The sequence below is a fragment of the Paraburkholderia mimosarum LMG 23256 = NBRC 106338 genome (assembly GCF_000739815.1).
Lineage (GTDB): Bacteria > Pseudomonadota > Gammaproteobacteria > Burkholderiales > Burkholderiaceae > Paraburkholderia > Paraburkholderia mimosarum.
The window spans coordinates 1-10,974 of the sequence record NZ_BBJJ01000124.1; the positions used below are offsets into that span (position 1 = coordinate 1).

7 protein-coding genes are annotated in these 10,974 nt (G+C 64.1%); all 7 read right to left on the reverse strand.

Features of this window, described 5'->3' with window-relative positions:
* Positions 1-116 precede the first annotated feature (116 nt).
* Positions 117-1,457: a sigma-54 interaction domain-containing protein gene (locus BMI01S_RS34565; protein WP_028230887.1), complete on the reverse strand. Its 1,341-nt coding sequence runs from the start codon at positions 1,455-1,457 to the stop codon at positions 117-119.
* Positions 1,454-4,528 (reverse strand): peptidase domain-containing ABC transporter, encoded by a 3,075-nt coding sequence (locus BMI01S_RS34570; RefSeq protein ID WP_028230888.1) that lies wholly within the window; start codon positions 4,526-4,528, stop codon positions 1,454-1,456. Before BMI01S_RS34570 ends, BMI01S_RS34565 begins: the two co-directional genes overlap by 4 nt.
* Before the next feature lie 18 nt (positions 4,529-4,546).
* Complete coding sequence (locus BMI01S_RS34575; protein WP_028212519.1) at positions 4,547-5,299, reverse strand: peptidylprolyl isomerase; 753 nt, start codon at positions 5,297-5,299, stop codon at positions 4,547-4,549.
* 46 nt (positions 5,300-5,345) lie between these two features.
* Entirely contained in the window at positions 5,346-6,722 is a 1,377-nt protein-coding gene (locus BMI01S_RS34580) for an HlyD family efflux transporter periplasmic adaptor subunit (RefSeq protein ID WP_028230889.1), read from the reverse strand.
* Between the two features lie 22 nt (positions 6,723-6,744).
* Positions 6,745-8,628 carry an FHA domain-containing protein gene (locus BMI01S_RS34585; protein WP_238327878.1) on the reverse strand — a complete coding sequence of 628 codons (1,884 nt, stop codon included), beginning with the start codon at positions 8,626-8,628 and terminating at the stop codon, positions 6,745-6,747.
* Positions 8,629-8,786: 158 nt separating this feature from the next.
* Positions 8,787-10,211 carry an efflux transporter outer membrane subunit gene (locus BMI01S_RS34590; RefSeq protein WP_407669003.1) on the reverse strand — a complete coding sequence of 475 codons (1,425 nt, stop codon included), beginning with the start codon at positions 10,209-10,211 and terminating at the stop codon, positions 8,787-8,789.
* Between the two features lie 177 nt (positions 10,212-10,388).
* Positions 10,389-10,655 (reverse strand): hypothetical protein, encoded by a 267-nt coding sequence (locus tag BMI01S_RS34595; RefSeq protein WP_028212517.1) that lies wholly within the window; start codon positions 10,653-10,655, stop codon positions 10,389-10,391.
* Between the last annotated feature and the right edge of the window lie 319 nt (positions 10,656-10,974).

A 10,974-nucleotide genomic window follows, 5' to 3' on the forward strand; every position in this document is an offset into this window, starting at 1 on the left:
ACGGCAAAGAAAAGTAGGTGCCGCCCCGCACAGGGGCAACGCTTGCATACCGACGCGAATACAAGAAAATGCCAAAAGGGGCGAAGAACCAACAAAACAACAACAAAGACAGAACATCAGGACCCCTTCCCATTCCCCACCTTTTCGGCATGCCGAAAATCCTTCGAATGAATCCCGTGCTTCTTAAGCAGCATCTGCAAATGCGACCGATTCATATCACAGCGCCGCGCAAGCTCCGCCACCGTTCCGCCGGTTTCCTGCAGCCCGCGCTCGAGGAACGCGCGCTCGGCTTCATCACTCGCAGCGCGCTTCGCGTCGCTGAGCGACAGCGGCGCCCCCGACGCCTCCGCTTCCACAGCGCGCTGCGCCTGCGCCGCCGTGCGTGGACGAATATCGTCGGGCAAATGCTCGATATCGGCCGTATCGCCAGCGAGACACGAAAGCCGGTATATGAGATTGCGCAGCTCGCGGATATTGCCCGGGTAGGCATACGTGAGCAGAAAATCGCGCAGCTTGGGCGTCAGCTTCACAGGCCGGCGCTTGAGCTGGCCGGCCGCCTCGTCGCCGAACCAGGCAATGAGCAGCGGAATTTCATCGTTGCGCTCGCGCAGCGCGGGCAGCGTGACATGAATGACGCTCAGGCGGTAAAAGAGATCCTCACGAAACTGCCCCTGCGCGGCGAGCTCACGCAGATTCCGGTTGGTCGCCGCGACAATGCGCGTGTCGACCGCAATCGGTTCGTCCGACCCCACGCGCTGGATTTCGTGCGATTCCAGCACGCGTAGCAGTTTCACCTGTCCTTGTAGCGGCAGTTCGCCGATTTCGTCGAGAAAAATCGTGCCGGTGTGCGCACTTTCGAACTTGCCCTTGCGATCGTTCGATGCACCCGTAAACGCCCCACGGCGATGGCCGAACAATTCCGATTCGAGCAGGTTCTCGGGAATCGCGCCGCAGTTGACCGAGATGTAGGGGCGGTCGGCGCGCCCGCCGTTGGCGTGGATGACCTTGGCCATCAGCTCCTTGCCAGTGCCGCTTTCACCGTCGATCAGAACCGGCAGATCCGTGGGCGCCGCCTTTTCCGCGATCTCGAGTGCCGCGAGCAGCTTCGGGTTATCACCGAATATGCCTTCGAATATGAAGCTGCGCTCGATCAGCGCCTCACGCCGGCGGTGCGCCGAAGGCGTGAGCGCCTCCGGTTTTTCTATCGCAGCGCCGGTAGCATCGAGCCCATCGAGTGCGCCGGGCGCTTCGGCCGCGGCCTCGACGAAGCGCTCCTTGCGCGAGAGCTGCATGACCTCGTCGCGCAGTGCGTTCGACTGGTTCAGGAGCTTTTCGATATCGGCGCGTTCGAGCCGCGGCGCCCAGCGCAGCGTGGAACGCAGGATCTCGATTTTCTCCAGCAGCCCGGCGTAGGACACAACGGAGCTGCCGAATCCATGCGGGTCGAAAAGCTTCATGATGATGGACCCAGTTGCTTCTGCACGAGCTGGTAGTACATGCCCTTGCGCTCAACCAGTTCTTCGTGCCGCCCCTGCTCGACGATGGCGCCTTCATACAGCACGAGAATCTTGTCCGCCCGCATGATGGTGCTGAGCCGGTGCGCGATGATGAGCGCCGTGCGCCCCTGAAGGATGTCGTGCATGTTCGAGAGGATGTTGCTCTCCGATTGCGTGTCGAGCGACGAGGTGGCTTCGTCGAAAACGAGCAGACGCGGGTCGTGATAAAGCGCGCGCGCAATGCACAGGCGCTGTATCTGCCCGCCCGAGAGACCCATGCCGCGTTCGCCCACTACCTGTTCGTACCCGAGCGGCATCTTCGCGATGAACGCGTGCGCGTCGGCCATGCGCGCCACCTCCTCCATGCGCCGCCAGTCCGGGACCGCGTCGCCGCAGGCGATGTTCTCCGCGATCGTCCCGGAAAACACGAGGTTGGTCTGCATGACATAGCCGACCTGCGCGCGAAAGTACGCGTGGTCGATGGTGCTCATGTCGTAGCCGTCCACGTTGATCTTGCCTTCGGTTGGCGCGTAGAAGCCCACCAGCAGTTTCGCGAGCGTCGTCTTGCCTGAGCCGCTGCGCCCGACGATCGCCACCATCTGCCCACGGCCCACCGAAAAGCTGATGTTTTCCAGCACATAAGGCGTTTCATTGCCGCCATAGCGGAAATACACGCCATTGAATTCGATGTCGCCTTGCAAGTCGGGTAGCAGCACGCGCGAGCCGAGATCGGCGGGCTTCTGCTCGGGCTCGATGTCGAGCACGTCGCCAAGGCGCTCCATCGCGACCGCCGCGTCGTTCATCAGGCTCCATAAGCCGACCAGGCCCATGAGCGGCGCGAGCACGCTCCCCATGAAGGCATTGAAGGCGATCAATTGCCCGATGCTCAGCTCCTGATTGAGCACGAGCGTGGCCCCGGCCCAGAGAATCACAATCGTCGTGGCCGCGTTGAGCAACTGGCTACCCAGCCCTACGAGAATGTTGAACGCCTGCGCGCGGTACTGCACTTCCAGCGATTTCGCGTACTTGCGCTCCCATTTCAGGCGCACTGCCCGTTCGATGCCCATGCCCTTCACGGTCTCCACGCCGCCGAGCGTTTCCATCAGCATCGAGCGCGCGTCCGTGGACACCGAGAACACCTCGCGCGCATAGCGCTTGAGGCGCGGCGTGGCAAGCGCGGTCAGCGCCATGATCGGTACCACGAACACGATGAGCAGCAGCGTGAGCTTCACGTTGTAGAGAAACATGATCGTGAAGTAGATGAAGATCATCAGCAGGTTGAGCGCCGTGGTGACCGTGGATTCGGTCAGGAACGCGCGTATGGTCTGGTTTTCCTGGAAGCGCGCGAAAATATCGCCCGTCTTGCGGCGCGCGAAGAACGAGAACGGCAGCGACATCGTATGCTTGAAGAACTGCGACATCATCGCGAAGTCGAGACTGCGCACCATGAAATTCGACAGGTGCGCGCGGATCGTCGTCATCAGCTGCGTGAACACATGCGAGATGACGAGTCCGACGATCAACAGATGCAGCAGGCTCACGTTCTGATGGACGATCACGCTGTCGAGAATGTTCTGGATGATGAGCGGCGGCACCACGCCCAGCATCTGGATCACGAAGGTCGCGAGGAACAGGTGAGCGAGGATCTTCCGGTACGGCAACAAATAGCCGACGAAGCGCACCCACGGTGAACGCGTGGCCGCCTGCGCGCCCGTGGTTTCGCCCGCCGTGAACAGCAGACAGGTGCCGTTCCAGCCGCGCTCGAACGCTTCTACGCTCAGCTTGCGAAAACCAAGCGCCGGATCGGCCACCCTCACCCACTGCTTCGATACACCGTACACGACGATATAGTGGTAGCCCTCCCAGTGCGCGATGAAGGGCAGCTCGAAGCCCTGCAACGCCTCGTAGGTGCACTGCACGCCGCGCGTCGTGAAGCCGAGTGCCTCGCCGGTGCGCGCGAGACTATCGAGCGTCGCGCCCTGGGTCGTCACGTTCGCGAGATCGCGCAGCTTGCCGAGCGTCATCGCAATGCCGTAGTGCCGGCAGATCATCGCGAGGCACGCCGCGCCGCAATCCATCTCCTCGGCCTGCTCGACCAGCACGAAGCGCTTGATCACGCGCTCCCTGAAGGCCGCGTCCGCGCCGCTGTCCACCGCAACGGGCCGGCTGCGGCGCTCGGCGAGTTTTATCTGCCGCTGCAGTTCGCGCTCGCTGAAGCGCACGCGCTCTTCCAGCACCTCGCGCAGCTTCGGGTTGCGCTCCAGCATGAAGTGGACGGTCTTCTCGGGAATCACAAGGAGCCGCACGTCGGTGAGCGCCGTGACGCTCGCGTGCTGGTCCTGGCGCAACAGACACGCGCGCTCGCCGAAGATTTCGCCAGCGCCCAGCTTCGCCAGCTGGTACACGCCGCCGGCTTCCTCTCGTGAAATGCTGACCTCGCCCTGGCGCACGACATACAGGCGCATGTCGCCGCTCGCGCCCTGCTGGATGATCTCCTTGCCCGCGCTCACCCGCTTGACGCCCACGCTCGACACATACTCTTCCAGCTCGGCACGGGACAGCTTGCCGCGCAAATCGAAAAGCCGCGAGACGAAGCCGCCCGCCGAGCTGATCGCCACATAGCTCGTCACGAACGACTGCGCGGCCGGATTCGCGGCCAGCAGCGGCTCCAGCGCCGCGCGTGGGATGCAGAGCACCTCGGTCTTCGCGGACGCGCGCACCGACACTTCGTGCCAGTAGTCGCGCAGCATCGCGATCTCGCCGAACACCTCGCGCTCCTTGCGCACGCCGAGACTCGTTTCCTTGCCGCGCTCCTCGGCGATCAGGCGCACGGAGCCCGAGCGAATGACATAAAGCCCGGCAGCGGGCTCGCCGCGCTTGCACAACGTATCGCCGAACGCGTAGCTGCGCGTTTCGACCTGCGCTGCGAGGCGGTCGAGCTCCTCGCGCGAAAAGAGCGAGAGCGGTTCGACCGATGCGAGAAAGTCCGGTAGCGTGGGTGCGCTAGTCGGTGCGGGCGCCTGGGTATCCATCTGCGTGGCTCCGCGCGTTCAATGCGCGTCGATGATGTGCTCTTGCGCGCGCTCGGCAAGCCACTCTTCGCGCAGGAGCCGGCGCACCTCGGAGGTCACGTCGGCTTCGAGCGCTGCCGGGTGCTTCGCCGTCACGCAGAAGATCTCGAAGAACGAGCCGTCCGGCGCGGGAAACGGCCCGAGCAGATCGCCAACCTGCGCGTTGAACACCTTGGCTTCGATGTCCGTTTTCAATGAGCCGCGCAGCACCTTGCCGATCACGCCGCCACGCTCGCTCGTGTCCGCGATCGAATGTTCTCGCGCCATATCGCCAAACGCATGCGGTTCGTCTTCCAGAATCGACATCACCTCGCGCGCCTTTCCTTCGGAATCCACAACGATGTGACTGACTTCGATGCTGTCGAACTTCGGCGAATTGAGCTTGAAATAGCTCTCCACGGCCTCGTCGCTGCAGATCTCGGCGAACGCCTTCTCCTGGTAGAGCGTATCGGTGATGAAGCGCTCGAACTCATCGAGGCTGATGCCGAACACATCGAGGTAGCGGTTCATATCCGCCGCGCGATGCAGCCCCCGCACACGGCGGAACTGGTCGGCGCGCTGCTGGATTTCGTCGGGGCTCACCTGCACGCCCATTTTCTTCGCTGCGATGACCGTGAGCCGATCGCGCACCTGTTGTTCGACAAGGCTTTCGAACTGCCCCGTGAGCTTCAGCACACGGATGAAATCCTCGGTGCCGATCGCCTCGTCGTCGATCCGTACGATTGTCGTCATATCGTTCCCCTGATTTGTGATTCGCGAATCGGGTTCCTGACTGTCTTCAGCCAGCGATCTGCCTGAATGGGTCCAGCGCGAAATCGATCAGGCGCCGCTCTCGCACCACGATCTCGGCTGTTGCCGTCATGCCGTAACGCAGCGGATACGCCGCGCCGGCAATCGAAAAATGATCTCGCGCGAGACGCACGCGCCCTTCGTACACCGGCTCCTTCGTCTGTGCCTGCGGCTTGGTGGCCGGCGAAATGTATTCGAGCGTACCGTCCACGACGCCATAACGCTGGTACGGAAACGCGTTGAACTTCAGCTTGACGGGCAGCCCTTCGCGCAGAAACGCGCGGTCCTGCTCCGCGATCGCCACCTTCACGACCGGGCGCGCGTTCGCCGGCGCAATGCCGCCCAGCGGCGTGTTGGCCTGGATCTTGTCGCCGGGCTGCGTCGTCGTCACATCGGTGATCACGCCCGACACCGGCGCGAGCACGAGCAGGAAGTTGTCCTTATCGATGTTCTCGAAGCGGATGCGCGCCGCGGCGTCGGCGGCGAGGCGCGCGGTCTGCACCTGCAGGCGCAGCTTGTCTTCTGTATTGGCGATCTCGCGCTCGGTCGCGTCGTATTCGATACGCAGGCCCGTGAGCTGCTCGGCGCTTCCTTCGAGCTGCGCCTTCGCCTGCGCGAATTCGTGGCTCGTTTGCGCCTGTAGCTCGGCGAGCCGCGCCTGAGCGATGCGCAGGTTGTTGTCCGCCTGCAGAAACGCGCTGCGCTTTTCCTCGACCTGGCTTTGCGAGACGCCGCCGCCGCCGGGCAGCGCAAAGAGGCGCTCGTACTTGGCCTCGTCTTCCTTCGCGAGATCGCGCACGTGCCGCGCGTTGTCGATGTTGCCGCGCGCTTCGTCCAGTTGGGCGCTCTGGGCTTGCTGGAGCTTGCTGGTGCCTTCCGCGACGCGGGTCTGGTGCATGTGCTCCTCGACGTCGATCTGCGCCTTGAGCGCCTCGGCCTTGCGCATCATGAGCGCCTTCTTTTCGGGAAATTCTTTCCATTCTCGCTCGGCATCGTCGAGCTTCAGCCGGGCGTCCAACGCATTGGTCGCAGCCTGGATCGCGCCGCGCGCATTGATCCGGCCAATCACGTCGTCTTTCTCGACCGGTTGCCCTTCGGCGATGTAGATATCCACGAGTTCTCCGTCGACCGGCGCGTAGATGCGGCGCACCTCCGATTCGGGCGCGAGTGCGCCCTGCGCGCTCACGATCACATCGGCGCGACCAATGAACGACCACAGCAGCCCACACACCACGAGCGCGACCATCGTGATGATGGTCGCCTCGATGAGACGCCACGGGCGCGCGGTGAGGATCGCGACGCCTTCCTCGCTGTGATCGCCGAGCGCCTCGCCAAGGGGCCGCGGCGGCTGCGGCGGGGCATGCATTCCGTGCGCTTCGCGCAGGCGCTCAATGAGCCGGGGCAGCTTCACCGCGCCCTCCTGCCATCGCGAGCTTTTCGAGCGCGCCCGCATGGGCCGCGAACGGCGGCGTGGCAAAGTGCGCCGCGGCGAGGCGGTCGTGCACCACCTGCGCGTGGCCCGCGTGGGCTTCGCTATCGATCTGCTCATACAGGTCGAGATCGGCGCGCACCGCGTCGAGCCCGGCAAGCCGCGGGTAGCGCTGCCCATAGTCGGTCAGCATGGCGGGGAGCGCGTCGAAGCGGTCGCTCGCGAGCGCCGTGTCGATGGCCTGTTCGATGCGATCGAGCGCGGCCACATAAACTGAATCGTCGCTCTGGAGCTTGCGCAAATGGCTGAGTGCATCGGCATAGACGGCAGAAAACGCCGGGACGTAGGCCGTGATCCTGTCGAATGCCCGCTGATGCTCGCCGGGGTCGTCGTTCCAGCGGCTCGTGAGCGCCCGGATCGGCGCTTCGTCGCGATAGATGCGAATCGGCGCTTCGGGGCCGCCACGTCCCTGCACGAACGACTGGAGTGCGCCGATCCAGTCGATGTTCTCGACAAGCGGCGCCGCGTCCGGGTTGTGGCGCGCGAGCACGCGCATGTCTTGCGCAATCGCGTGCGCGCGGTCGAACGCCCGCGCATTAATGGCCGCGACCCAGTCCGGCACGCTCGCCTTGATAAGCGCCTCTGTCCCCATCGCGCGCCACGTGGCGTCGTCGGGGTGGCGCGCCAGGTATTGATCGGCCATGCGGGCCGCGCTTTGGAACTGGCCGCCAGACATCAAGGCCTGCATGTCGCGCTGCGGCGAGCCCTGGAAATACACGAACGTAACGAGCGCGACGATCGCCGCAAGCACGCCGCCTCCCCACCGCCCCACCCGGCGCATGTCGACTTTGCCGCTGCCGCCGAGCGCTTCGTTCAACTCGCAGAGGAAGGTTTCGATTCTGCCGCGCCGATATCTTGCGTCCTGGCCGGGCTCGGGCGCTTGCGGAGGCGCGTCGGGATTGATCTCGTCGTCCTGGGGCAGTGCGGGCGGCGTGCAGAAGATGTCGAGGAACGAGTGCGCTGTGCCGACGAAGGTCGTTCGGTCGGCGTCGTCGGCAAGCGCTGCCGCGCGCGGCTCGCGCGTCGCGGTCACGGTGGCATCGCTTCCACTCGCATGTTCGAGGCCTACGCGATACACAAAGTGCTCGCCGCCGAAGGCGATGTGCTGACCGGCTTCGAGCCGCACCGCGTGCTCGTCGAGACGCTGGCCGTCGACGAACGTGCCGTTGGTACTGCCGAGGTCTTCGACATAGATGGCGTCGTCTTCGGCATAGATGTGCGCGTGACGCCGCGACAGGTAGTTCACCTGATGCGGATACGCCTCGCGATACTGCGCGAACGTCTCGTCCGTCTTGCTCACGAGAAACGGGAAACTCGTGACGACGATCTGCTGCAGACCGAGATCGGCTCGCTCCGGCGTGAGCGTCACCGCAACCGGGCGCACGGCGGCGCGCATCGCGCGCGGCACCAGGTTCACGCGAAACGCGAGCGCGCCGGCAAAGCTCAGCTCGTCGCCGTCCTTGAGAATATGCGGCTTTTGCGTGACTTCCACGCCATTCACCGCGGTGCCGTTCTTGCTGCCCAGGTCGGCGACGTAAGCCGAGGCGCCCTCGCGGAAGATGCGCGCGTGGCGGCGCGAGACATCGACAACCAGCTCCGGCTTCGCCGAGGCAAAGGGCGGCTGCGTCCGCCCTACCGCGAACAGATCCTTGTCGATGCGGATCTCGCCAAGCTCGGCATGCGATATGGGCCGAAGGACGATATCGAACGTCCGGTCGAGCGATGTCTGCCTTTCGGCAATGGATGCGGCGTCAGGCACCATGATTTCGCCAGCGGTCAGCATTTGCGCGCCAGGCCGCGCGCGGGCGATAGCGCCGCGTGCGCACTGACTCTCCGTGGGAAGCCGCGCGCCTTGCACATGGCGTTCGGGGTGTGAGAAAAGTGTAGGCGACTGTTGGCTGGAGTCAAACATCTGGCGCGACCCCGCAGCGGCCGACGCACTCACTGCGCGGGCGCTGCAGCCGCAGCGGAGCTGGATGCCACGTTGGTGACATCGACGTCCGGCCAACCGCCGCCGATCGCCTTGTAGAGCGTCACCGTGTCGCTCAGGATCTGCTCGTGGTTGGCGAGAAGCGACAGTTCCGCTGAGGCAAGCGAACGTTCGGACTCCAATACTTCGAGCTGCGACACGAGCCCCTCTTTCAACTGTGCCTCGACTTGCGCCGCAACGGTGCGCAGGCGCTCGTTCTGCTGGAGCAGTTCGACGCGCTGCTTCTTGTGCGCATCGAGATTCACGAGCGCATTCTCGACTTCCTCGAAAGCCGTGAACACCACCTGCCGGTACTGCTCCTCCACGACCTTGCTCTGCGCTTCGGTCGTCTTGATGTGGGCATGCACGCCGGGATCGAACATCGGGAAGTTGATGCTCGGCATGAAGCTCAGCGTGAACACCTTGAAGAGATCGGAAAGCGAGAACGCAGCCGTGCCGGCGCGGCCCGTGAGGCTGATCGTGGGCAGTTGGGCGAGCCGCGCCGACCCGACTTCGTCATACGATTCGAGAATGCGGTATTGCGCGGCCACCACATCGGGGCGGCGACCGAGCAGTTGCGCGGGCAGACCCATGGGTACGTCGGGGAACTTCACGCGCTGGCGCAACTGCCCCGCCGGCATCTTGAACTCGCCCGCGGGCACGCCGACCAGCGTGGCGAGCGCGTTTTCTTCGGTATCGCGCTGGCGGCGCAACTCGAGCAGTTCGGTCGTCACGTTGTTGACTTCGGCGGCCTGGCGCAGGACCTCTGTTTTGGGCGCCACGCCGTTTGCATACATCTGCTGATAGATCGTGAGAATCTGCTTGTTGCGCTCGAGTGTGTGTTGTTCCTCTCTTATTTGATCGTCGAACTGGAGGATCTGAAAATACGCGCTCGCCACATTTGCGACGAGCACGAGGTAACCTGCGCGCCAATCGGCCTCGCTCGCGTGATACTCGGCCTTTTGGGCCTGCACGCTTTTTTCGACCTTGCCCCAGATATCGATGTCCCAGTTCACCTGCGTCGCGACGTTATAGGTCTTCGTGAGCGTTCGCCCCGTGCTCTTTTCATAGTCGACACCGGCGCCCGCGTCGACCGTGGGAAGGGCACCGGCCTGCACTTCCCCGATCTGCGCGCCGGCCACGCCAATGCGCGCGGCCAGGACCCGGATATCGACGTTCCCCGAAATCGCCTTGTCGATGAGTGTGTCCAGGTAGGGATCGTCGAACGCCTTCCACCACTGCGGGTTCACCGCATCGGCCGCCGAGAAGGCGCGGCTCGTATGTGCCCATGTCTCCTTGGCGGGCATATCGGGGCGATGGTACGCAGGGGTGCTCAGATCCGTGCAGCCGCACAGCGCCGCGACACTCAACCCCGCCGCGCCAGCCAGACGAGCCAGGCGGGCCTGCCAACGCAGCGTGCCGCATGGGACGTGTGCGGCGGACGGCGAGAGCGGTGTGTTCACGATCGACTCCTGGAATCAAAGGCGACGAAAAGCGCGAGAAAAATGGTGGCAGCGGATACTGCGGAAGGAGGCGCCGCGGAGGCGCGAAGGCCTCCACGGCTGGCAACGCAATCAGAAGTTGATGACGTTGTGCGCCTGCTGCGTCGGATCGACGGTCGAATGGATGTTCTTTACGAACGCGACGTCGTTGCCCGTGTTGTTCATGATGGTGTTGGTCTGGCCGATCAACTGGTCGGCGGTGAAGTTGGTGGTGTTGACCTTCACGCTCGGGGCCGGGTAGTAGAACGGCATTCCGACCCAGCCGCCCCGCACGGCGCTCATTTCGCGGCGGTCGAGGTCTTGGGTGGCGCTCAGGTCTGCAATCGTCAGCTTGCTCATGGCAGTTCTCCAGAAAGGTGCTGCTTACGGTTTGGGATGTGAGCTGCAGGTGTTGCGGGCTCGGATGCAACAAGGCATGAGGCGTGCCAGGTGCGTGGCCGGATGCCTTGGATGCTGCGGATCGCCCGCTGCGTAAGGGGGCTTCCGGGTTTCTGTTCACGCTTCGCGCGGGGTCGGGCGCGCTCGTCGCTAACTGGATGGTGGGTGTTGCGCAACGCTGCGCGGGGTTTGTGTTGGGGTTATGCCAACAGCGCCGCTGCGGCGGTCGTGTATGTGGTCGTGGCGATTGCCGGTTTGGGCTTCTTGCTTTCGCGTCGGT

Excerpts from the sequence above, each read along its gene's own strand:
- BMI01S_RS34585 (WP_238327878.1), bottom strand. The coding sequence starts at position 8,628 with ATGCTGACCGCTGGCGAAATCATGGTGCCTGACGCCGCATCCATTGCC.
- BMI01S_RS34595 (WP_028212517.1), bottom strand. The coding sequence starts at position 10,655 with ATGAGCAAGCTGACGATTGCAGACCTGAGCGCCACCCAAGACCTCGAC.
- BMI01S_RS34570 (WP_028230888.1), bottom strand. The coding sequence starts at position 4,528 with ATGGATACCCAGGCGCCCGCACCGACTAGCGCACCCACGCTACCGGAC.
- BMI01S_RS34565 (WP_028230887.1), bottom strand. The coding sequence starts at position 1,457 with ATGAAGCTTTTCGACCCGCATGGATTCGGCAGCTCCGTTGTGTCCTAC.
- BMI01S_RS34580 (WP_028230889.1), bottom strand. The coding sequence starts at position 6,722 with ATGCATGCCCCGCCGCAGCCGCCGCGGCCCCTTGGCGAGGCGCTCGGC.
- BMI01S_RS34575 (WP_028212519.1), bottom strand. The coding sequence starts at position 5,299 with ATGACGACAATCGTACGGATCGACGACGAGGCGATCGGCACCGAGGAT.